Source organism: Vibrio sp. 10N.286.48.F5, from assembly GCF_041469785.1.
In the GTDB taxonomy this organism is placed as follows: Bacteria; Pseudomonadota; Gammaproteobacteria; order Enterobacterales; family Vibrionaceae; genus Vibrio; species Vibrio crassostreae_C.
This window is the reverse complement of record NZ_JBFRLG010000030.1, coordinates 23519-46011: the sequence shown is the minus strand read 5'-3', so window position 1 is coordinate 46011 and position 22493 is coordinate 23519. Positions and strand designations below refer to the sequence as shown.

Below are 22493 nucleotides of genomic sequence, written 5' to 3'. Positions count from 1 at the left end.
GCGGTATATCTACTTCATTCGACGGCAACATAAACGGCTGTAGCTAGGTCGAAAAACGAAATAAATATAAGTACTGATCTTGCTTTATATGGATATCCTTTTGGTATGTGCACCAATAAGACTATGGTATTCGGGCTACCAAGTCCTACTGATAATCCTATACATAAAAATAATGCCAACAAAGAAATTTTTACAATAAATTTACAATTGTTCGGGTTTTGTCATCATTTTGGAATAAGTCGGTGCTTTTTAGGCTGAGAACAGTATATGCAGTAGTTGTTTTAGGGACGGGTGAAGGAGAATTCAGAGTGATGGGCTTTAGGGACATAGGGGGGACATAGAGGGAACGTAGGAGAGTTCGAGTATTCGATATGTTTTGGCGGTGTTTAAACATTCGAAGGCTGAAGGTGTATTCGGATCTGAGGATATTAAAAAAGCCCTTTATCAGAGCTTTTTTAATGAGCGGAAAGCATGAATACTTTCCGCTAGAACATAAAACTAAACGGCTCGATGACTATTGCTATTGCCAACCGTGCCTTTGCTGGATTTGTGGTAGAGCTTAAGTGCCAATAACGAACCCCACAATAAAACCTGTCCCCATAGTAATGTCCATTGAGACGCCACTTCTTGCCAAGATGCACCCATCTGATTAAGTGCTAAGAAACCTTGGATCGCCGGTGTGCTTGGGAACAGCTGTGATAACAAAACTAACCATTCAGGCATCATTTCAACCGGCCAGATAAAACCTGAAGAAAAGATCAGTGGCATTGAACTGATTAACACTACAACCGTGACTAGCTCTCTTCGTGGCACTAACTCACCAATAAAAATCCCGATCAAACAGCTGGCCAGTAAGAAGGGCAGAAGTAAGGTTAAGATCTGTGTTGTTGAGGCGAGCTGGTTTATCCCATACATCGAAAAGCTAGCGCCGAAGTAGTACATCGACAACAAGTAATAAATGCCGACTAAGGTACAACAGCGGGCAAGCATCAGTTTCGCTGGAGAGGTTTTGCTCCAGTAGCCAAACGTTGGTTGAGCATTTTGGGTCGCTCCAACTAAACCAGAAGCCATGGCTAAAGTTTGTTGCAGGATCAAAACAAAGACGGCTGGAACCACGTAATCGATGTATCCCATGCGACTATTAAACGTTGGTTTCAGGTTCAAGCTGAATGCACTGTAACCTTTGGCTGCTGATTCGAAAGGCACACCTTCGACTAACAAATGGCTGACCTTAACTTGCGCAGCTAACGTACCACCGGCCTTGGCAAGCCCTTCAACAATGGTTCCGTAGACCAAGAAGTAAGAAGCATCACCAGCGTAAGAAAGTGTCGGGCTCTTACCGAGCAGCAAGTCTTTATAGAAGTTTTCTGGAATGACGAGGAACCCACCAATCTCTTGGTTAAGTACGGCTTGTTTCGCATCGGCGATGGTGGAGTCTCGACGAACCAATTCGATTTGAGAGGTGGCATCCACCATACGCTCTAATTGATAGCTGCTTTGACTCTTATCCAAGTTCACAACCGAAGCTTTCAGTTGTTGAGGAACTTGGTTCGCGTAAGGCAATGGATACAAGAAGGAATAGAAGACCACACCACCAAATACCGTAAGAAGCACGACAGGGTTGCGCAATACCGCTAAGAGTTCTTGCTTGAGCAGTTGAGTAAAGCTCATCGTTTTACTCCTTGTTGTGCTGATGCTTCTGGCTGTGTTGACGGCGTTGTTTTTGCAGATATAGCTGCTTTTGTAGATGGATCTGCTTGTGCAGTTAGAGTTGATTGCGCTAAGTGTTTCTTAATTAGCAACATTACCACGAAAGCAGGAACTGCGTACCACAACATAGAAGAGAGGCTGATCAAAGACTGTGTTGCGCTCACACCATAACTAGACTGCGCCGTTTGTACTTCGATGTAATGACTCACGGGCAATAAGCTTCTCCAAATTTGAGCAGCTGTGTTCATGTCTGTTACTGGAAAGGTAATACCCATGAACGCAAAGCTTGGTGCCGTAAATGCGCCAGCGAAACTCATCGCCCTTGCTGGATCAAGTGTTAAGAAGAAAAACAAACAACCCATAATGATACAACTGATCACGGTTAGCAGTTGGGCAATAGTCAATGCCACAAAGCTGCCGTTAAATGGCCAGTCTAAGAGAGCATAGAACCAAAAGCTAAACGCGATACCAAACATTAAAAATAAGACAGCATAAGGTATTAATGTTGAGGTTAGCGACTTCATAGGTGCGTTGGATAACCAAGCTTGAAGGCCACGTGCTCTAACGTTCGCCGTTAAAACTAATATCGTGCCGACCACAACCATGATCTGCCACAGTGCAGGAATAACTGCAGACACCAAGAACTGAGCATAACTGCTGTTCTTGTTAAACAGTGGCGTGATCTGGCTTTGCACTGTTACTGCTTGGCCTAATGCTGATTGGACTGTGGTATCACCGAGTGACAGTTGTTTAACCACTTCAAGTTGAGCGTTAAACGTACCTTGAGCTTGTAGCAGAGCCGAGTTCACTAATTTGCCGATCAAGATAAATTGGCTGTTGTAGAACACGGATACCTGCGGGTTTAAACCTAGGTAAATATCTCGGTCAAAGTGTTTAGGTATTACAACATAGCCGTAGATATCACGTTCGATCATCGATTTTGCCGCTTCACTCGCTGAGCTGTATTTCTGAGTGACTTGCAGTGTTGGTGAAGCATCAACAAGGCGTGTGAACTGTTGCGAGATTTGACTGTGCTCAAGGTCGACAACTGCGACCGGTAAGTCACGAGCGATCCCTTGTGAAAAAATCAGCCAGATACTGGCAGCAAGCAGCAAAGGAATCCAAGTTAGGCAAGACAACAACCATTTGTCTTTGCGGACAATCGCCCACTGCCGAAGCAAGGTATTCTTCGCTCTATGATGCTCAGTTGATTGCGAGCCTCTAGATTGCGATCCAGTATATTGAGAGTTAGCAGACATAAGTCACCTAAAGCTCAACCACTAGGCTCATGCCCATACGCAGTGTTTCGCTCGTATCGACAGGGTGCGCTTCTACTTCAAAAGTACGTAAATCGAAGCCTTGTGCTGCGTCTGTTGAGCGCCAAGTTGCGAAATCACCCATTACGGCGATGTGAGTTACTTGGAAAGTTAATGATTTATCCAGAGCCGGTAGGTACGCCTCAAACTGGCTGCCTTTCTCGAAATGCTTAAGCATGTCTTCACGAACATTGAGCACAGCCCAAGCATCCTTGGTGTCGATAACAGTCACAACAGGGAAGCCTTGTGGTGCAAGTTCTCCACTGCTCAATAGAACCTGAGAGACTTCGCCATTAAACCAGCTGTGGATCTGTGTGTCTTTTGCGTAAGCTTCAACTTCCGCTACCGCACCCGCTGCCATTAACGCTTTTTGAGCGGCGGCCACTTTGGTTTCGTCACGCGCACCTTCTTGCGCTAATTGATACATTTGGAATGCAGCGCTTTCGGTGTACTTCGCCGCTTGCCACTGTGTTTTGGCTTCATCACGCTTCTGCTCGGCAACCACACCATCGTTGTAAAGGTTGTTTACACGTTGGTAGGTTTTGTCCATCAGATCGGCAGCTGCTTTGGCTTTCAACCATTGGTCTTTAGCCGCTTGGATCTGTTGAGTACGCGCGCCATTCTCTGCTTCTTGTGCTAATGCACCAGCGGCTTTCTGACCAGCTTTTGCTTGCTCTAGCTTCGCATCAATCTCAGGGCTTAGTAGAGAGAAGATCAATTCGCCTTTTTCAACCGAATCGCCTTTGCGCACGAATATTTCATCAATTCTGCCAGGTACTTTCGATGAGATGCTGTATTGCTGCACATCGATTTGACCTTGAAGCTTAACCGGCTGAGGTTGATAAGCTTGATAGAAACTGTATCCGACCCAGCCAATAACGCCGATACCAACTAAAGATAGAAGAAGGGGCTTAATAGGTTTCATGAATTATCCTTTTGACTGGCTAACGGTGTCTGTTTTTGAGTCGAAATCAGACGGAACAGAGGAGGTTAAGTAACTGGAGTAAGCATTCATTTCGCTGGTTAGCGCTAACAGCTTGTTGAGAGAGATTAGGTATTTGAAGCGAGCAGCAGATTGCTGGGTTTTAATGCTCGCAAGATAAAGCTCGGCATCAACCACTTCTAATGAGTTAGATAACCCTTGTGTGAAGGCTTTTTTACGAAGTAATAGGTTTTCCTGAGCTAAAGACAAGCTCGAGTTTAGGCCTTGAACCTCTTCAATGGCTTGGTTTGCTTCAAGGTAAGTCTTTTGTACCAACACGGTTAAGTCTTGCTTAGCTTGTGACTTAAGGAATTGAACCTGTGATACGGCACTGTGAGCCGCAGCGACTTTGTCGGAACGGCCAGAGGTATCAAGCAGTGGCACATTCACACCAATGCCAACCAACCAATCGGGTTTCATTTCACTGGCTAGAGAGTCATCTTCATACAGGCTGTAATCACCATAAAGGTAAACCTCTGGGTAGTATTTACCTTTCTCGGCTTTAATTAAGCTGCTTGCTTGTTTCTCTTTTGCATCAAGAATCTTAAGGCCGGGGTAGGTCATGAGTGTCTGGTCAATGAACACGTCCATATGAGGCAGGTTCTTATTGATAAACAGTTGTTCAGAGGGTTCTACACTTTCATTTTGACCAAGGATTTGGGTCAACGCCAATTGCGCAATTTTAAGATCGTTCTGAGCTTTCGTGCGCTCTACAATCGCTTTATCTAAAGAAGCATCGGCTTGTAGGCGTTCTACTCGGGCGATTTGTCCTTGCTGTTCAAGCTTGATGGCGAAATCACGATGCTGAGTTAAGCCTGCTTCAACGGCTTGACGCGTTCTCACCACGTCTTCCGCTAAGATCACCGAGAAGTAATACTTACTTAAGTCTTCGTAGCGAGCTTGTTTCTCCATCAACAGTTGGCTTTGCGCTTCTTCGCTTTTACCTTCAGCCGCATTTTGCGCAGCGGTTATTCGACCACCAGTGAAGATAGGCCACACAGCACGAATGGAAGAGCTAAAGATGTCTTGTTCGGTAATCGTTGAGGTAACGCCACCAACTAGAGGGCGCAAAATCGCGGATATAGCAGGGTTTACTCCACTCAAGCTATCTGAAAACTGTTCACCATTAATCGTCACATCACTATCAAGGTGCGTGTAGTTAGCCCCTAAGGTAATAGAAGGAAGATTGAGGCTACTTGTTGAGTTCTGAAGGTGTTGATAACGTTCAACGTTGGCTTGTTGAGCCGCAAGAGAGTTGTTGTTTTCTTGCAATATTTGCCACGCTTCAGAAAAAGTGAGCGGAGCTGCATAGCCTGGCGAAGCCATAGTGCCGAGAAGCATACTGGCGATCGCAAGGTATCGGAATTTTGGTTTGGTCATCTGCATTAAATACCAATTAGAGTATTAACTCTAATGTTAACAGGGCGATAGTCATTTGTCTTGAATAGATTGTCTCATATGAATAGAAATTCTCATAACTCGTTAATCAAGTGTAAATAAGATTGAGTGACGTGAATATCAAAGATAAATGAAACTTAAAAAGCACGCATAAGCATGCTCTTTAAGTTCAGTATAGAAGTGTTTTTACAAAATGAAGTGGCTTATTTAAAGCTAGGACAATGGTGATCGGCGCGCCATACCAATTGTCTTGAACCTTGCATTGTTTGTAATAAATCTCTACCTGACATTTGCGGGAATGCTAACAATACCTTGAGATCGAGAGGGGAGGTGCCATCTTTCTCATAGGCTCTTACGTGAGTAAAAGTCGATTGTAAGTGTTTGAACAGCATAGTCTTAGTAAGACAAATTCCAAAGTTATCGCGTTTCATTGCCTTGTTTCCTTTTCAACAATGTTTATACGTTATGTTTGTTATCCTGTTTCTATTGGACGTTGCCACTGACTGATCGATACTTCCTGCTCATCAATGTTTTATTATTGGGTGATGCTTTTATCAGTCACCTCTTCGTTGTCTGGCTAGCCGAGTTTGAAATAGCGATGGATGAATAGGGGAGAATACTTAATCCGTTTGTTCATCATTCGTAACGGCGAGCGTGCAACTTTTAGTTATAGATACGTCCAGCGAGCGAAGGGTTGTTGCTATTTTGTTAATCGAAGTTTCGATTCAAAGCGAGGTCTGAAAATCATGACCTATGGCTTAGCAACAATAAACTTCTTCATATGCAACCATTATAATTGTCTTTATTTTAAACAACCTAAAAAACACCTAAAAGCTTAGTGATCTAGCTCAATATTTATTCGTTTATTTTGGTTTTTAAGCTAATCAGTCCTAAAAATGAACGATTAATCGAGATGAACAACGTAAAGGATTATCAATTAACAATCTGCTCAATTATTTAGTTGAGTAGCAGTCACAAATTCACGCCCCTAGAAAGGTAATGCGATTAACTTGGTGTTAACATTGATCGTCTAACACTAGGGACGGTGGAATATGAAATGGAGCAGTATCAGTTTCCGTAAAAGGTTACTGATTATCATGACGGTCACTGGCCTCGTTGAACTTTTGATTCTTGCAGCTGCTGGTTTTTACTACATCAAACAATCTCAAGAACAAGAGATGGGTTTGAAAGCGTTAGGTGTTGCTGAATTTCTATCTGAATCGCCGCTTGTCACCAGCATTATTCAAGAAAATGGAACGTTGGACCCTAATGGCGTTCCCTACGTTTTGTCTGAAGAAACCCAAGTTAAATTTCGTAACCTTACTCAGCTCATTGGCGCGGCGTTTATCGTTGTTGGAGATGATAAAGGTATCCGCCTGATTCACCCTTATGATGACAGGCTCGGTAAACCCATGCGTGGTGGCGATAACCAAAAAGCATTGGTATTGGGCGAGTCTTATGTGTCGACAGCCAAAGGATCGCTGGGTTTTTCAGTTCGTGGTAAATCCGCGGTAAAAGACACCCAAGGTACCGTTATTGGTGTGGTGTCAGTTGGTTACTTATTGGATTCGTTGCAAGATCGAATCGAACCTTACTTAGCCTTTTTGATTGTGATGGCGTTGCTGGTGGTTGCGGTCAACGCTTTGATTTCGAGTTATGTATCTCGCCGTTTTCAACGCGCTATTTTGGGCTTTGAGCCTGAAGAGATAGGCCGGTTGTATGTTGAGCTAGATGTAACCATGAGTACCGTGAAAGAGGGCATTCTGAGCATCGATAAGCACGGCATTTTACGTTCAATTAATAAGAGTGCCTGCGATATTTTATCGATAGACAGGGATAAAGCACTCAATCAACAGCGCCTTTCTGATGTATTGCCAGGCAGTGATTTAGAACAACTGCTATCAACCGGCGACACCGACCACGATGTTGAGTTGTATTTAAACAATAAGCGAATCATTGCTAACCGAAGCCCGATTATAGTGGCAGGTGAGGTGGTCGGGGCGGTATCGAGTTTCCGATTACGAGATGAAATCAACGATTTAACAGACCAGCTCTCACAAACCAAAGAATATGCTGATCTACTGCGTTCACAAACCCACGAGCATCAAAACAAGCTTAACACTATTAGTGGCTTGATTCAGATGGGCGAGTTGGATTCTGTTCAACAATTGATTGGTCAAGAAACCGCTCATTACCAGAGCTTAATTGAGTTCTTAAGAGAGACGGTGAAAGACCCTCTTATTGCAGGCATGCTTTTAGGCAAAACAGAGCGAGCTCGAGAGATTGGGTTAGAGCTTAAAGTGGAAGAGGGATCAAGGCTTGAAGCTCTGCCTAGCTGGTTAAACGCGGATGACGTTGTCACAATTCTTGGCAACCTGATTGATAACGCCTTTGACGCCACCATGACGGCGATTAAGCAAGAGGGTCAAATTGCGCCAGCGCGTCGGGTTATTGAAGTTTCAATCAGTGATTTTGGTAATGAAATTATCGTAGAAGTAGAAGACAAAGGGTGCGGTTTGCCGAAAGAGTTGGCGACCAAAGCACTCACCGAAAAAGGCGTATCGAGCAAAGCGAAGCAAAATCGTGGTGTGGGTTTGTATCTGATAAAGCAGCTGGCAGACCGATATCAAGGGCAGCTTGAAATGGTCGACAACCACGATTTTGGCACGCGAATGACGGTTTATCTGCCAAAAGAAGAACAATAATTAAGCACGAAACGATCTTGCGAAGATCATCGTGACGGAAAAAGCATGGTTAAAGGAAGAACATAAATGAACGCAATCACGAGAGTCATGGTCATTGAAGATGATATTGCGATTGCAGAGCTACACCATCGTTATTTAGAACAGATGGGTGGCTTTGACGTGGTCGGCATTGCCACCACACAGTCTGAAGCGCTCATGCAACTGGACATCTTAAAACCTGATTTGGTGTTATTGGACGTGTACCTGCCGGACGGGTGTGGGCTCGATATTCTTAATCACGTAAGAGGGAGCAATCAAGGCTGCGACGTTATCTTGATTACTGCTGCTCGGGATGTGGATACGCTGCAGCAGGCAATGCGCGGGGGAGTGGTGGATTACCTATTAAAACCAGTCATGTTTCCTCGTTTGGAAGCAGCACTGAAGAAGTATCAGTCACAGTTACAAGAGTTCGAAAGCGTGTCTGATTTGAACCAAGGTTTGGTTGATAAGATGCTGCAAGCCAATGCCAAAGCGGACTCAGGAAAAGTATCAACCTTGCCCAAAGGAATTGATGGCGTAACGTTGGATAAGATCAGAGCCATTTTTCAGCAAGCTGATGCCGTTAATATTACCGCCGATGAAGCCGGAGAACGAATTGGTGCTAGCCGAACCACCGCCAGACGCTATTTAGAATTTTTGATTACCACTGGTGAGTTAGTCGCAGACTTAAATTACGGTACCGTAGGTCGCCCGGAGCGCTGCTACAACAAAGCGCAAAGATAAACACGACACCATCAAAATAAATATAAAGCCAGTTGAATAAGCTGGTTTTACCTTTTTCTCCCTTTCCTATTGCTCACTCCACCGACCAGATACCGTTCTTTCTTGACTACACTGTTTGAGAATGCCGATTTGCTTCTCCCTCGGGTCAAATGAACGGAACTATCGATTAGAATTTGTTCGAAATGAGTCAATATTTAATCGATTGCTTTCACAGTGGTTGATGTAAATCAAATAGTCATAGACAATACTGTCCCGAATAGAGGTGATAGCTTTCACCCTCGTTTACCAAACGCATTCTCAAGTGTAATAGGCACTCGCTATTGATGTAATAGCCAAGACCTATTATCTATTTTCGTATGTCGCTGATACCTTTGGCGAATACTAAAAACCTTGTTTTTATAGGAAAGATGATGGTAATACCTGAAAACAGCAGCATCGTTATTTTTGGTGCGTCGGGAGATCTAACTTACCGCAAGTTAATTCCTGCTTTGTACCACCTGTATGCTAGCAATCAACTTCCAGAATCCTTTGCGATTCTTGGAGTGAGCCGTACTGAGTACAGCGACGAGTCTTACCGTGAGAAGCTGAAGAAGTCTCTTCAGGAAATGGAAAAAACTGAGCCAGAGACGCTGAATGCATTTATTGAACATCTGCATTATCAAGCGATCAACACTTCAGATGTAGACGATTACGCTCGTCTAGCACAACGTCTGGATAAGCTTGAGCAAGACTACCAATTCGAAAACCATAACACATTGTTCTACTTGGCAACCCCGCCAAGCCTTTACGGTGTGATTCCAGCAAACCTTGCTGCGCATGGCCTGAACGATGAGAAGAACGGCTGGCGTCGTCTGATTATTGAGAAGCCATTTGGTTACGATCTTGCATCAGCTCAAGCGCTGGATGAAGAGATCCATCATCACTTCCAAGAACACCAGATCTACCGTATCGACCATTATCTTGGTAAAGAAACGGTACAAAACCTTCTAGTGCTTCGTTTCTCAAACGCGATGTTTGAACCACTGTGGAACCGTAACTTCATTGAATACGTTGAAATCACAGGTGCTGAGTTCCTTGGCGTTGAAGAACGTGGCGGATATTACGACGGTTCTGGCGCAGTTCGTGACATGTTCCAAAACCACCTGCTACAAGTGCTAGCAATGGTTGGTATGGAGCCACCTGCTCAAATCAATGCAGATTCTATTCGTGATGAAGTGGTTAAAGTACTTCAGTGTCTGAAACCATTAGAAGAAGATGATTTGCGTAAAGACTTAGTGTTAGGTCAGTACACAGCATCAGATGTTCGTGGTCAGCACTTACTAGGTTACCGTGAAGAGCATGGTGTCGCAGACGACTCTCGTACTGAAACTTACATTGGTCTTAAAGCACACATCAATAACTGGCGCTGGAATGGTGTTCCTTTCTACGTACGTACGGGTAAACGCTTACCAACACGTGTGACTGAAATTGTGATTCACTTTAAGAACACACCACACCCAGTGTTTGGTCAAGATGCACCAGAGAACAAACTGATTATCCGTATCCAACCGGATGAAGGTATTCAGATGAGCTTTGGTTTGAAAGAGCCAGGTGCAGGTTTCAAAGCAAAAGAAGTGAAAATGAACTTCTCTTACTCTGATCTGCCTGAGACTCAGATGCTAACGGCTTATGAGCGTCTTCTTCTTGACGCACTGAACGGTGATGCGACTCTGTTTGCACGTACCGATGCAGTAGAAGCATGTTGGAAGTACGTTCAACCGATCTTAGATTTCAAGCAAGACCCTCAAGCACTGTTTGGCTATGCTTGTGGTACTTGGGGCCCACAAGAAGCCGATGAGCTTCTGCAGCGTGATGGCCGCGCATGGCGTTTCCCATGCAAAAACTTAACAGATACGGATTACTGCGAACTATGATCAATCACAAGATCTTTGCAACGCCTGAATTAGTCGTTGAAAACCTAGCAAACGAAATGAAAGCTTACAGCGAGCAGGGCAAGCCTGTTCACATTTCATTGTCGGGTGGCAGCACGCCAAAAATGCTTTTCAAGCTTTTAGCTCAAGCGCCATACGCAGAAGGCATTCAATGGAATAACCTTCATTTCTGGTGGGGCGACGAACGTTGCGTTGCACCTGATGATGCTGAAAGCAATTTCGGTGAAGCAAACGCACTCTTATTTTCAAAACTAAAAGAGTTTACTCAAGTAAACCTTCCTGCTGAAAACATCCACCGCATCCGTGGTGAAGATGAACCAAAAGCAGAAGCAGAGCGTTTCGCAAAAGAGATGGCAGACGTAATCCCAACAGAAAACGGCACGCCTGTATTCGATTGGATTCTGCTTGGTGTTGGCGCAGACGGCCACACAGCTTCACTATTCCCAGGTGCAACCAACTACCAAGATGAGAACCTGTCTGTACTGGCTTCTCACCCTGAGTCTGGTCAAATCCGTGTTTCTAAAACCGCAAAAGTTTTAGAAGCAGCAAAACGAATCAGCTACCTAGTACTGGGTGCAGGTAAAGTTGAGATCGTTAAAGAAATTCATACTACTCCTGCTTCAGAGTTGCCTTACCCGGCAGCGAAAATCCAGTCTAAAACTGGCGAGACAGAGTGGTTCCTAGATTCAAATGCAGCAAGTGCTATCGCATAAGTGCGAATAGCCGCAAGGAGATATAAATAATGAAAGGTGATATCGGTGTAATTGGCCTAGCAGTAATGGGTCAGAACCTTATCCTAAACATGAACGACCACGGCTTCAAAGTTGTGGCTCACAATCGTACTGCTGCGAAAGTAGACGAGTTCCTAGAAGGCCCAGCTAAAGGTACTAACATTGTTGGTGCTTACTCTCTAGAAGAGCTAGTTGAGAAGCTAGAAGCGCCACGTAAAGTGATGCTTATGGTTCGTGCTGGTGACGTTGTAGACACGTTCATCGAAAATCTAATCCCACTTCTAGACGAAGGCGACATCATCATTGATGGTGGTAACACTAACTACCCAGACACTAACCGTCGAGTAGCGCATTGTCGTGAGAAAGGCATCCACTTCATCGGTACTGGTGTATCTGGTGGTGAAGAAGGTGCTCGTTTCGGTCCTTCAATCATGCCAGGTGGTGCGGCTGAAGCTTGGGAAGCGGTTAAGCCAATCTTCCAAGGTATCTCGGCAAAAACTGACGCTGGTGAGCCTTGCTGTGACTGGGTTGGTAACGACGGTGCTGGTCACTTCGTTAAGATGGTACACAACGGCATCGAATACGGTGACATGCAGCTTATCACTGAAGCATACCAGTTCATGAAAGATGGCCTAGGTATGTCTGCTGACGAGATGCAAGCAGTATTCGCTGACTGGAACAAGACTGAGCTAGACAGCTACCTAGTTGAAATCACTGCTGACATCCTTGGCTACAAAGATGAAGACGGTGAAGCGCTAGTTGAGAAGATCCTAGACACTGCAGGCCAAAAAGGTACGGGTAAGTGGACTGGTATCAACGCACTAGACCTAGGTATCCCACTAACACTGATCTCTGAGTCTGTATTCTCTCGTTGCCTGTCTGCTCTTAAAGACCAACGTGTTGAAGCTGAAGCTTTGTTTGAGAAGACAATCACTCCAGTTGAAGGCGACAAGCAAGAGTGGGTTGATGCACTACGTCAAGCTCTACTGGCTTCTAAGATCATCTCTTACGCTCAAGGTTTCATGCTAATGCGTGAAGCGTCGAACGAAAACGGCTGGGACCTAAACTACGGTAACGTAGCGCTAATGTGGCGTGGTGGTTGTATCATCCGTTCTGCATTCCTAGGCAACATACGTGATGCGTACGAAGCAAACCCAGACATCGCGTTCCTAGGTTCTGACGAGTACTTCAAAAACATCCTACAAGGCAGCCTAGTGGCATGGCGTAAAGTAGCAGCGAAATCTCTAGAGTCTGGTATCCCAATGCCATGTACGATTTCTGCGCTATCTTTCCTAGACGGTTACACAACTGCACGTCTACCAGCGAACCTGCTTCAAGCTCAACGTGACTACTTCGGTGCTCACACTTACGAGCGTACTGACCGTCCACGTGGTGAATTCTTCCACACAAACTGGACTGGTACAGGCGGCGATACTGCTTCTACAACTTACGACGTATAATCGTTAGTTAGAATCAGTAGAGAACAAATTTGTTCTTTCAGCTGCAAACTAGAAAACAAAAGGATGCCTCAGTGGCATCCTTTTTTGTTGGTTTGCGTATTTTTAGATGGTCACTTCAAACACACAACTAATTATCGCTTAGGCGGTCATGATATGTGGTTGTACATCGTCGTTGTATTGATCTCGAATGGCCATAAAGCTGTCTAGGTTTTGTTTAGGCGCTTCAACCCACTCTGGGTCAAACATTGAACCAGTGTTTGCTTCTATATAGGCCATCACCTCATTCAGTGACCAAGCGTGTTTATAGGCTCTTTTACTCATTAACGCATCGAATACGTCTGCCAGTTAATAGCGTATGCGCTATTGCTTAACTAAAGTGCTGTTAATGATGATCTGGACGTTAAATAACCATTTTAAAATTAAATGAAAAGATAAATAGGATAACGCACATGCTTTATGCCATCATAAAGACATAAACAAGGGCAATGGAAATAATGCCCAAATGATTGAGCTAGAAGCGGTCAGTGATGACGGTGTTCTAGAGTAAATTCAAGGCCTTTAGTTGCCTTGAAAAAGGTAATGTTATGACTGAAGAAGAAAGAATCGAACTGCAACAAAATAACCCGCTACACGGCTTAAAGCTTGAAACCATGATCACTGAATTAGTGGATCATTATGGTTGGGAAATTTTAGATGCGGCAATGCGTATGAACTGCTTTAACACTAAGCCTACAGTGGCAAGCGCAGTTAAATACCTGAAGAAAACCGAATGGGCTCGTGAGAAGGTTGAAAACTTCTACCTTTACCGTTTCAAGCGCATGCCTAAAGCATCGGACATCGAATACCAGATGCCTCCGCGTTCACGTACATTCCGCCATGGGCTAGAGCCTCGTGAGCCGATGGAACTAACGGTTGAGTCTATCCATGCCTCTCAAGCTAAAGCTGCGTCTGCATTTAAAGAGCGCCGTGGCGGTAACGGTCGTAACTTCCGTCGTTAACAAGAAGGCGTCGTTAACAAGAAGACATCGCTAGAAAGAACCGTCGCTAAATAAGGCGTCGGCGATTAGCACGGCTAATTAGATAAGCGAAAAACACAAAAGGAGCCTATGAGCTCCTTTTTTAATTCGTTCGATTTAAACCGTAAATGGCTAAGCTTCGCGGTTCTTTCTTTGATTCTTCCAAAGATCGGTGACATAAACGATTGCACTGATAAGTAAGAATAGCGCTGACACAGAAAACAGAGCGGGCATTTTTAGGATCCACGCGAATGTGGCAGCAAGAAAAGCGACAAAGCAAATGAGTCGACTTGATGACATGACATGACCGAGTTTAATGTTCATAACGCCTCCTAATGAAGTCTCACTTTCGACAGGAGAAGTATCCCACCCTTGGAAAAATAAAGGCTAAAAAACAGTCTAAATTGTTATCAAATTTACTAATTAAAGGACTCGTCTCACACATATCGACACGGTTATTTTATAAGTAATAAAATAGCGAGATAGGTAATGCGAGAGTCAGCTTTCCCGCTGTGTTTTCCAGTTAGAATTAGATTCAGTTTCGGGTTTAATTAGTGTCAAACCGACTTAGCATAAAACCTAGTTATTATAGAAAAAGTAAGCGGTGATTAAGAAACTCGCGATGATCACTGTATTACGAACATAGTGTTGAGGGATGCGGCGAGAGATTTTTGCTGAATAATAACCACCAACCAATGTACCCAATAATACAGCCATGCCAGACGGCCAATCAATCGAACCATTGACGATAAAAAATACGATCGCTGCGAGGGAAGCACACGCGGACACGAGCAGTTTGATGCCATTCATCACGTTGATGTTGGTGTAACCAGCCAGCGCCAAGTAGCTCAATGTCACAATGCCTAAGCCTGCATTAAAATAACCACCATAAACACACACGATCAAAAGCAATACAGCGGAAAAGAACGCCCCTGCGCTGGTGGCGTGCTTATGTTTAGCGGTTACTTTCTTTAGCCATTTGTTGAGAGTGCCACCAAAGGTAAAAAGCAGAGCGGCGAACAGTAATAACCAAGGTACGGATTGGGTAAATAGCGCTTCTGGCGTGTGTAGTAGTAAAAATGCACCAATGCCGCCGCCAATTACGCATAGCCCAACAACGAGCTTGAGTTGTTTGGTACCAGATTGAATTTCGTGGCGCAGTGCGTAAGCACCACTGATGTAACCAGCGCATGAAGCAAAGGTGTTGGTCGCGTTGGCTGCTATTGGTGGAACGCCAGCAAATAACAAAGCAGGGAAAGTGATGAAGCTGCCGCCACCCGCAATGGAGTTAAGCACACCGCCAACCACCCCTGATAAGAATAGAATCAACCAATCCATAGTTTTAGAATCCAATACGTTAACTAACTGGTTACCTTACTTGAATTTGTTATGAATATCAGCGCCATGTGTGTTGTAAAGATAGGTTTGTGAGTTTGCTACCATCTTTAACCGCTGGTTTTAATTGAGGCTTTAAATGAAAAAAGGAGCCAATGGCTCCTTTCGTTGAGGTTTAGTTGATTCGATAAAGCTTTACACTTCTACTGGCTTCGCTCTAAAACTCTTAAATAGTTTCACTAGAATCGGGCTAGACAGCACCAATACCGCCAGAATAGTGAAGGTCATCGTAATAGGGCGTTCCCATAAGAAGTTCAACTCACCATCGCTGATCATCAATGCTCGTCTTAAGTTCTCTTCCATCAAGCCGCCCAATATGAAGCCTAACAGTAATGGTGCCAATGGGAAGTTGGCTAGCCTTAATGCTATCGCAGCCATCGCTACCAGTAGCATCACAAATACGTCCATCGTGTTGAATGACACCAAGTACACGCCAGTGATTGAGAAGAAGATAATCATTGGCAGTAGAACCGTTCTAGGTACCGCTAGCAGTTTAGAAATATAAGGGATTAAAGGCAGGTTCAAGATAACCAGTACGATGTTGCCAAAGTACATAGAGATGATCACTGACCAAAATACATCTGGGTGTTCAACGAACAAGCGAGGACCAGGCTGAATACCGTAGGCAATCAATGCACCAAGCATAATCGCAGTTGTACCAGAGCCCGGAATACCCAGCGTTAGTAGCGGAACGAATGAACCACTTGAAGCGGCGTTGTTTGCTGATTCAGGAGCAACAAGACCACGGATACTGCCTTTACCGAACTCTTTCTGCTTGTCTTTTGGCGCGAGGCTACGCTCCATACCGTAGCTTAGGAATGCCGCAATAGTGGCACCTGCGCCCGGTAGAACACCGGTAAAGAAACCGAGAATAGAAGATCGAATTGAAACTGGTGCCACTTCTTTGAACTCTTCTTTGGTGACCTTCATGCTACCAATATCCGACATCTTTTGGCTTTCTTCCGCGCTGGTGTCTTGCTCTGGTTTTAGAATACCCATCAAGGTTTCACCCAGTGCGAATGTTGCCATCGCTAATAATAGGAAGCTAAAGCCATCCATCAGATCCGTAAGGCCAAAAGTGAACCGTTCAACGCCAACACCTTTGTCGATACCTACAGTTGATAGCATCAAACCAAGAATAGTCATCATCCACGCTTTGATTACCTGACCTGGGCCTGCAAACGCCGCTACAGCGGACAAACCTAATAGCATCAACGCAAAGTAGTCTGAAGACTGGAAGCTCAGTGACACGCTTGCTAGAGCCGGTGCGGCAATCAAAAGCATGATTGCTGAAAGCGTACCGCCTGTGAAAGAAGAGTAAGCCGCGAGAGCAAGTGCTTTACCTGCTTGGCCTTTTTGAGCCATCGGGTAGCCGTCAAACGCGGTTACTACCGTTGAAGAACAACCCGGAGCATTGATTAAGATGGATGACGTCGAGCCACCAAATACAGCGCCGTAGTACACACCAGCCATCAAGATTAGGCCAGAAGAAGGATCTAGGCCGTATGTAATCGGGATCATCAACGCGATTGCTGAAATTGGACCGAGTCCCGGTAGCATTCCAATAAAGGTACCAACAAAACAGCCAACAATTACCATCATGATGTTCATTGGCATCACGGCGGTAGAAAGTCCTTGTAAAATTCCGTCTAACATAATGTTATCCCTACCAAAGAGTGAAGATTAAACCAGGCTCTAGGTAGATATCTAAGCCTTGAGTTAATAAAAGAAAGAACGCGATAACGAAAGGAAACGACGCGCCAAATAAGACAGCTTTTCGGCGCTCACCCAGTAGGTAAAAGCCTGCAAGTAAGAAGAAGCTGGTTGCTAAAACAAAGCCAAGATAAGTCAGCCCAACACCGTACAGAGCCATTAACACCAAGAAGCCAATAAGCAGTTTCCAGTTCAACGGCGTAGTGTCGCATGTAACTTTTTTATCCGGCTGTCCGGTTATAAGCAGGATCAACGAAAGGCCAATGCCGATAAACGTTAGCAGGATAGGTAAGGTTCTTGCTGTGAAGGGTTCGTACTCGTCACTGGGGAACAAAGGAATCAGCGTGGTTTGGTAGCCATAGCATAAACATGCAAGCATAAAGAGCATGGCTCCGATGCGATCCTTCGAAAGCAAAGATTCCTTACTCAGAAATTTGGTTGGTAAGTCCGACATATCCAACTCCATTTGGGGTGGTATAAAAAGTAAAAAAGCCGCACATGAGCGAGTTAATGAAGAATGTCTGGGATCACTAACCAAAGGTGAGCGAATTACATGACTTGGTTAAGCCACTTGCCTCTACAACGAATCAGCAAGCTTTAGCAATACACTACGAATAAACAAAGGAGTTTTAGTTAACTCATGTACGGCGAAACAGGAAAGAGTAAGAGGGCACAAAGACCCTCTCTGGTTGTTGGTTACTTCAAGAAACCAAGCTCACGCATTAGATCGCCCATCTGTTTTTCTTGGTCTTCTAGGAAGGCGTAAAAATCTTTGTCAGCTTTGTAGTTGTCGATCCAACCGTTACGGTCACGAACCACTTGCCACTCATCGGTTTTGTACATTTTGCCAAGAGCTTCGTTCCACTCGTCGATTTTTGCTTGGCTTGTACCCGGTGCCGCAAAGAAACCACGCCAGTTAGCAAATACTGTCTCGTTGCCGTATTCAGTCAGTGTTGGGATGTTAGGCGCAGCGTCAAGACGCTTTGGAGCCGTCACAGCAAGCACTTTTACTTGGCCAGATTTAGACATCTCTAGTACTTCACCAAGGCCCGTTGAAAGCAGCTGTGTTTCGCCAGAAAGCAGTGCCGCCATCGCTTTACCGCCAGCATCGTAGGCAATGTAACGTACTTTCTTCGCATCAAAACCTTCGCCTTTGAACGCTGCCGCTACTACAAGGTGGTCCATGCTGCCACGAGCTGAACCGCCAGCAATCTTCACTTTACGTGGGTTGGTTTCGAATTCTTTAACGACGTCTTCCCAAGTGTCGTACTTAGAATCCGCAGGAGCGACGATTGCGCCGTAATCGGCAATGGTTGCTGCTACCGGAGTTAGGTCACGGAAAGATTGAGGGAAGATACCTGTTAGTGAACGAACAACGATAGGCGTTGAGTTCACCATTAGCGTGTCTTCTTGGCGTTGTGCTGTTTCGATTAGGTGAGCAATCGCTTTACCGCCACCGCCACCAGACAGGTTTTGGAAAGAGACATTTTCTACGATGTCTGATTTCACCAATACATCACCCGTACCACGAGCTGTCATATCCCAACCACCACCAGCGCCGCCAGGGATTAGGAAGTGGATTTTTTCTACGTCAGCAGCAAAAGTGTTGAAAGAAAAGGTTGCTGCGATGATAGAAGCCGCAAGAGTAGGTTTCAGTGCCTTGAACATGGTTCACGTTCCTTATGTAGGGGATCTCTTCAATGGAGAGAAACTTATGTTTTATTTCCAGCTACTAAACAGATGAGTAGGATATTGCTTAGCAGATGAAGCTAAAGTTAACGGTGTGTTAATGGAATGTCTGTAATGCGGCGATATTGAGAATAAAGAACATTGGATTAATATTGTTCATAAAGTTCACGGTAACGTGTTTTTGTCCATTTACTGTTGAATGATATCTGGATTCTAAAATCGTAGTTATTGTCTCAGAATGATTGAATTCATTGACAAAGGTTGGATTTAACTAGCGTTTTCTACTCGAGTGCATTGGTTGTTGGTCTATATTGTTAGATGTGACTACGATAACTATTTCTGCAAAAGAGTCAGGTGTATAGAGGTGTTAGATTTTAGATGTGGAATAATGAGTTACTATAGTTGATATGCAACTTAAGCGGTATTGATTGCGCTAGGCTGTTAACTTTGGAGTTGGCGATTATTCAAGGATGAAATAATGGCATTAAAAAAAATTTCGTTACGCTTTACCGTTGGAACAATGTTCATACTCGCGACTGTGCTAACGGCTGTGGTTGCGGTCTCTCTTCAATATTACTTCAGTAAAAAAATGGCGACTGAGAATACCCTATCAAAGTTGACGATGGTGTCCCAAGAGCTGAGTAACTATATCGGCGCGGTTGATTCTGACGCAGCCAATACGGCGCGTTTACTTTCTTCAGTGAAACGTTCTATAAGTAACAAAATATCGAAAGAAGAGTCGCGTAGTATTCTTTCAGAAGCAATTAAAGATAACCCTCTCTTTTATAGTATTTACATTGGCTCATCTAATGAAAACTTCTTCCAAATTATTAATCTAGAATCTGCCCCTGTCGTTAGAGAAAAAATCGGTGCACAACAAAAAGACCGTTGGGTTGTGGTTGAGATTCATAATATAGGGGAGGAGCGCGTCCGTACGACGAAATATTTTGACCAAGAGTTTACGCTAAGAAACTCAACTACGGAGCAGAGCAACTACCTTCCAACAACCAGGCCTTGGTATGTTTCTGCCAATGTTCAGTCGGTCGAAAAAACTCAGCCATATCTTTTCCAGCATTTACAAATTACCGGGCAAACTTATTCTTTAGCGTTTGATTCGAAAATCGAATCTGAAGTTCAACATGTGATTGGTATTGATATTGTGTTGTCTTCTTTAGCTAGCAAACTATCAGGTACGGCGCTTGGCTTAGCAGAAGACAGTAAGGTTGAGTCTTTCTTATATTCGAAATCGGGTAATATTATTGCGTCTAACCTCAAGGTTAACAATCAGGAATCGGAGTTTGATGTATCAACATTAATGCTATCGTCTGAGCAGCAAGCCTTGATTAACGATACCCCTCCGCTGTTAGTGTCTAATCAAAATGATTGGGGGCCGATGGACTTTTCAGTGGCGGGAAAGCCAAACGGCTATGCGATAGACCTTCTTAACATGATTGGTGAGATGACAGGGATCAGGTTTGAATTTGTTAATGGTTTCTCTTGGGGCGAGCTTGTCAGTAAGTTTCAAGAAGGAAGTATTGATGGCCTGCAATCGGTTCAAAATTATAAAAATAATGGCATAGATGGCCTATACACGACTCCAATTTATGAATTGCCATTTTCTGTCGTGACAAGGGTCGGTGCGAAGGTTGTCACTAATTATGCCGAGCTTGAGGGTAAAAAAGTTGCCATTTTATCTGGGTGGTCAATTATTCCTAAGTTAAGAGAGGACTTTCCGAACATTGATTTAGTTGAATTTGAAAACCTAGAGTCTGCATTTAATTCAATTGAAAGCGAAGAGAACTTTGCTTTCTTAGAAGCTGAACCCGTACTCTCGTTTGCATTAGATAGGTTTTTCCAGCCAGGCCTTGTTGTCAATGGGACTCTAGAAGATCTAAAACAGAACTACTCAAATCAATTCCATTTGGTGCTGCAGAGCAAGCATAAACAATTGCTTCCAATTATTGATCAAGCTATCAGCAAGTTAAGTGGTGAACAACTTGATGCCTTAGCAAAAAAGTGGCTGCATGATACCGGCTTTAATACGAATACGACGGTTCCTTATACTGAACTTTATGATTTGACTAAGGAAGCAACGGTTGAAGGTAGTATGGTAAGGGTCGAGTTGAATGGTGAGATTAAGCATCTCTATTTAAAGAAAATAGACACGGGCGAACACTACTCTGAGTATTTTGCGGTATTGATTCCCGAATCTGAAGTCTTCAGTACAGTCAATAAGCGTCTAGCAACCTCTGTTGGTGTAACGATTTTACTGATGAGTTTAACCTTGCCTGTGGCTTGGGTCTTTGGTACACCGATAGTACGTCCTATTCGCCAATTAGAGAAAGAGACTCACAAGGTTAAGTTGCGTGACTATGACAACGTAGCTGTGCTTAATACTCGTATTAAAGAAGTGTGGGAGTTATCTGTTGCTGTAAAAGAAATGGCAATGGAGCTTAAACGACATGAACAGAGGCAAGAGGCGTTTGTAGAGTCGTTTATCAAGCTTATCGCCCAAGCTATCGATGACAAGTCCCCTTATACGGCTGGGCACTGTAACCGTGTACCAGAGCTAGGTTTGATGCTAGCTGACGTGGCTGAGAAATCACAATCTGATCATTTTAAAAATTTTGAGTTTAAAAATGATGATGAGCGCCGTGAGTTTAGAATTGCGGCTTGGTTGCATGACTGCGGAAAAATAACAACGCCGGAACACATCGTCGATAAAGGTACGAAGCTTGAGGCCAACTACAACCGAATTCACGAGGTGAGAACTCGATTTGAGGTATTGTGGCGTGATGCTGAAATAATAGCATTAACGAAACAGCTTGAAGGCAAGCTAGCGAGCGAACAAATCCAAACAGAGTTGGCTGAAGCGCAACAGAAGCTACAAGATGATTTTGAGTTTATCGCGACGTCTAATGTTGGTGGTGAATTCATGAGTGATGACAAAGTTGCTCGTATTCGCTTGATAGCTGAAACGACTTGGACGCGTAACTTTGATGATCAACTTGGTCTATCACCGATAGAGGCAATGAATCGAGAGCCGAGTTCAAGTTTACCAGCCACAGAACCACTTTTGAGTGATAAGCCAGAGCACATAGTGAAAAGAGATAGGCCGTTAGAATTTGACCCGAAACATCAAATTAAAATGGATGTGCCTGAGCACTTATACAACCTAGGCGAAGTCTACAATCTGAGTATTGCACGCGGTACATTGACTGCTGAAGATAGATTTAAGATAAACGAGCACATGCTTGGCACGATTAAGATGCTTGAGAACCTGCCATTCCCGAAAGAGCTAAGTCGTGTTCCTCGCTACGCTTCAACTCACCATGAAACACTTAAAGGTACAGGGTATCCAAGGAAGCTGACTGGTGATGACCTCTCAATCCCAGAACGTATTCTGGTGATCTCTGATATTTTTGAGGCATTAACCGCTGCAGATAGGCCTTATAAGAAGGCTAAGCCAATCAGTGTTGCTGTCGACATCATGTATAAAATGGCATTGGACGAGCATCTCGATATCGAACTGTTTAGATTGTTCTTAACCAGCGGCACTCACCTGCGTTATGCAGAAGAGTATCTGAAGCCGGAACAAATTGATTTCGTTGATATCAGCAAATACCTAGATGTTACTCGTCAGATTGCTTGAGTAAAGGTGGCTTGTTAGAACGGGGTCTATGAA

17 protein-coding genes and 1 pseudogene are annotated in these 22493 nt (G+C 44.2%); 7 read left to right on the top strand and 11 right to left on the bottom strand.

Annotated features, from left to right (window positions below; translation table 11 throughout):
• Positions 1-498: 498 nt before the first annotated feature.
• The 5 genes from AB4185_RS16300 to AB4185_RS16280 form a co-directional block, all read right to left on the bottom strand.
• Positions 499-1671 (bottom strand): ABC transporter permease, encoded by a 1173-nt coding sequence (locus AB4185_RS16300; RefSeq protein WP_372135668.1) that lies wholly within the window; start codon positions 1669-1671, stop codon positions 499-501.
• Positions 1668-2969 (bottom strand): ABC transporter permease, encoded by a 1302-nt coding sequence (locus tag AB4185_RS16295; RefSeq protein ID WP_372135667.1) that lies wholly within the window; start codon positions 2967-2969, stop codon positions 1668-1670. The genes AB4185_RS16300 and AB4185_RS16295 overlap by 4 nt, the downstream gene beginning before the upstream one ends.
• A gap of 7 nt (positions 2970-2976) precedes the next feature.
• Positions 2977-3951, bottom strand: a complete 975-nt coding sequence (locus tag AB4185_RS16290) for an HlyD family secretion protein (RefSeq protein WP_017070946.1) — start codon at positions 3949-3951, stop codon at positions 2977-2979.
• A gap of 3 nt (positions 3952-3954) precedes the next feature.
• Positions 3955-5394, bottom strand: coding sequence for a TolC family protein (locus AB4185_RS16285; RefSeq protein WP_017063805.1), 1440 nt, complete (start codon positions 5392-5394; stop codon positions 3955-3957).
• A gap of 215 nt (positions 5395-5609) precedes the next feature.
• A complete protein-coding gene (locus tag AB4185_RS16280) occupies positions 5610-5837 on the bottom strand; it encodes a hypothetical protein (RefSeq protein ID WP_009846577.1) in 228 nt (75 codons plus the stop codon).
• A 621-nt stretch (positions 5838-6458) separates the two neighbouring features.
• Here AB4185_RS16280 and AB4185_RS16275 point away from each other — a divergent pair.
• From AB4185_RS16275 to gnd, 5 genes are all read left to right on the top strand, one after another.
• Positions 6459-8111, top strand: a complete 1653-nt coding sequence (locus AB4185_RS16275) for a sensor histidine kinase (protein ID WP_032545674.1) — start codon at positions 6459-6461, stop codon at positions 8109-8111.
• A 66-nt stretch (positions 8112-8177) separates the two neighbouring features.
• Complete coding sequence (locus tag AB4185_RS16270; RefSeq protein WP_017059715.1) at positions 8178-8873, top strand: response regulator; 696 nt, start codon at positions 8178-8180, stop codon at positions 8871-8873.
• A gap of 410 nt (positions 8874-9283) precedes the next feature.
• Positions 9284-10786 carry a glucose-6-phosphate dehydrogenase gene (zwf, locus tag AB4185_RS16265; protein WP_029222938.1) on the top strand — a complete coding sequence of 501 codons (1503 nt, stop codon included), beginning with the start codon at positions 9284-9286 and terminating at the stop codon, positions 10784-10786.
• Positions 10783-11517 (top strand): 6-phosphogluconolactonase, encoded by a 735-nt coding sequence (pgl, locus tag AB4185_RS16260; protein WP_171733341.1) that lies wholly within the window; start codon positions 10783-10785, stop codon positions 11515-11517. The genes zwf and pgl overlap by 4 nt, the downstream gene beginning before the upstream one ends.
• A gap of 29 nt (positions 11518-11546) precedes the next feature.
• Complete coding sequence (gnd, locus tag AB4185_RS16255; RefSeq protein ID WP_017059712.1) at positions 11547-12995, top strand: decarboxylating NADP(+)-dependent phosphogluconate dehydrogenase; 1449 nt, start codon at positions 11547-11549, stop codon at positions 12993-12995.
• Between the two features lie 138 nt (positions 12996-13133).
• Here the strand turns inward: gnd and AB4185_RS16250 are convergent.
• Positions 13134-13340, bottom strand: a pseudogene (locus AB4185_RS16250) (metal-dependent phosphohydrolase); the annotation flags it as partial.
• A gap of 239 nt (positions 13341-13579) precedes the next feature.
• On the opposite strand from AB4185_RS16250, the gene AB4185_RS16245 reads away from it, so the two are divergent.
• Positions 13580-13993 carry a VF530 family DNA-binding protein gene (locus AB4185_RS16245; protein WP_010438513.1) on the top strand — a complete coding sequence of 138 codons (414 nt, stop codon included), beginning with the start codon at positions 13580-13582 and terminating at the stop codon, positions 13991-13993.
• A 150-nt stretch (positions 13994-14143) separates the two neighbouring features.
• Here the strand turns inward: AB4185_RS16245 and AB4185_RS16240 are convergent, their stop codons facing one another.
• From AB4185_RS16240 to AB4185_RS16220, 5 genes are all read right to left on the bottom strand, one after another.
• Positions 14144-14335, bottom strand: coding sequence for a hypothetical protein (locus AB4185_RS16240; protein ID WP_017066914.1), 192 nt, complete (start codon positions 14333-14335; stop codon positions 14144-14146).
• A 255-nt stretch (positions 14336-14590) separates the two neighbouring features.
• Positions 14591-15349 (bottom strand): sulfite exporter TauE/SafE family protein, encoded by a 759-nt coding sequence (locus AB4185_RS16235; RefSeq protein ID WP_372057963.1) that lies wholly within the window; start codon positions 15347-15349, stop codon positions 14591-14593.
• A 192-nt stretch (positions 15350-15541) separates the two neighbouring features.
• Positions 15542-17062 carry a tripartite tricarboxylate transporter permease gene (locus AB4185_RS16230; protein ID WP_012603793.1) on the bottom strand — a complete coding sequence of 507 codons (1521 nt, stop codon included), beginning with the start codon at positions 17060-17062 and terminating at the stop codon, positions 15542-15544.
• Positions 17063-17072: 10 nt separating this feature from the next.
• Positions 17073-17573, bottom strand: coding sequence for a tripartite tricarboxylate transporter TctB family protein (locus AB4185_RS16225; RefSeq protein ID WP_372135666.1), 501 nt, complete (start codon positions 17571-17573; stop codon positions 17073-17075).
• A 242-nt stretch (positions 17574-17815) separates the two neighbouring features.
• Positions 17816-18787, bottom strand: coding sequence for a tripartite tricarboxylate transporter substrate binding protein (locus AB4185_RS16220; RefSeq protein ID WP_136974310.1), 972 nt, complete (start codon positions 18785-18787; stop codon positions 17816-17818).
• 499 nt (positions 18788-19286) lie between these two features.
• Between AB4185_RS16220 and AB4185_RS16215 the strand changes: the two genes are divergently transcribed.
• Entirely contained in the window at positions 19287-22460 is a 3174-nt protein-coding gene (locus AB4185_RS16215) for an HD domain-containing phosphohydrolase (RefSeq protein ID WP_372135665.1), read from the top strand.
• Positions 22461-22493: the final 33 nt, after the last annotated feature.

Bases quoted from the DNA above. Each gene is read 5' to 3' on its own strand.
- AB4185_RS16290 (WP_017070946.1), bottom strand. From the start codon at position 3,951: ATGAAACCTATTAAGCCCCTTCTTCTATCTTTAGTTGGTATCGGCGTT.
- AB4185_RS16235 (WP_372057963.1), bottom strand. From the start codon at position 15,349: ATGGATTGGTTGATTCTATTCTTATCAGGGGTGGTTGGCGGTGTGCTT.
- AB4185_RS16225 (WP_372135666.1), bottom strand. From the start codon at position 17,573: ATGTCGGACTTACCAACCAAATTTCTGAGTAAGGAATCTTTGCTTTCG.
- AB4185_RS16220 (WP_136974310.1), bottom strand. From the start codon at position 18,787: ATGTTCAAGGCACTGAAACCTACTCTTGCGGCTTCTATCATCGCAGCA.
- gnd (WP_017059712.1), top strand. From the start codon at position 11,547: ATGAAAGGTGATATCGGTGTAATTGGCCTAGCAGTAATGGGTCAGAAC.
- AB4185_RS16285 (WP_017063805.1), bottom strand. From the start codon at position 5,394: ATGCAGATGACCAAACCAAAATTCCGATACCTTGCGATCGCCAGTATG.
- AB4185_RS16230 (WP_012603793.1), bottom strand. From the start codon at position 17,062: ATGTTAGACGGAATTTTACAAGGACTTTCTACCGCCGTGATGCCAATG.
- zwf (WP_029222938.1), top strand. From the start codon at position 9,284: ATGGTAATACCTGAAAACAGCAGCATCGTTATTTTTGGTGCGTCGGGA.
- AB4185_RS16280 (WP_009846577.1), bottom strand. From the start codon at position 5,837: ATGAAACGCGATAACTTTGGAATTTGTCTTACTAAGACTATGCTGTTC.
- AB4185_RS16215 (WP_372135665.1), top strand. From the start codon at position 19,287: ATGGCATTAAAAAAAATTTCGTTACGCTTTACCGTTGGAACAATGTTC.
- AB4185_RS16295 (WP_372135667.1), bottom strand. From the start codon at position 2,969: ATGTCTGCTAACTCTCAATATACTGGATCGCAATCTAGAGGCTCGCAA.
- AB4185_RS16300 (WP_372135668.1), bottom strand. From the start codon at position 1,671: ATGAGCTTTACTCAACTGCTCAAGCAAGAACTCTTAGCGGTATTGCGC.
- AB4185_RS16275 (WP_032545674.1), top strand. From the start codon at position 6,459: ATGAAATGGAGCAGTATCAGTTTCCGTAAAAGGTTACTGATTATCATG.
- AB4185_RS16240 (WP_017066914.1), bottom strand. From the start codon at position 14,335: ATGAACATTAAACTCGGTCATGTCATGTCATCAAGTCGACTCATTTGC.
- AB4185_RS16245 (WP_010438513.1), top strand. From the start codon at position 13,580: ATGACTGAAGAAGAAAGAATCGAACTGCAACAAAATAACCCGCTACAC.
- pgl (WP_171733341.1), top strand. From the start codon at position 10,783: ATGATCAATCACAAGATCTTTGCAACGCCTGAATTAGTCGTTGAAAAC.
- AB4185_RS16270 (WP_017059715.1), top strand. From the start codon at position 8,178: ATGAACGCAATCACGAGAGTCATGGTCATTGAAGATGATATTGCGATT.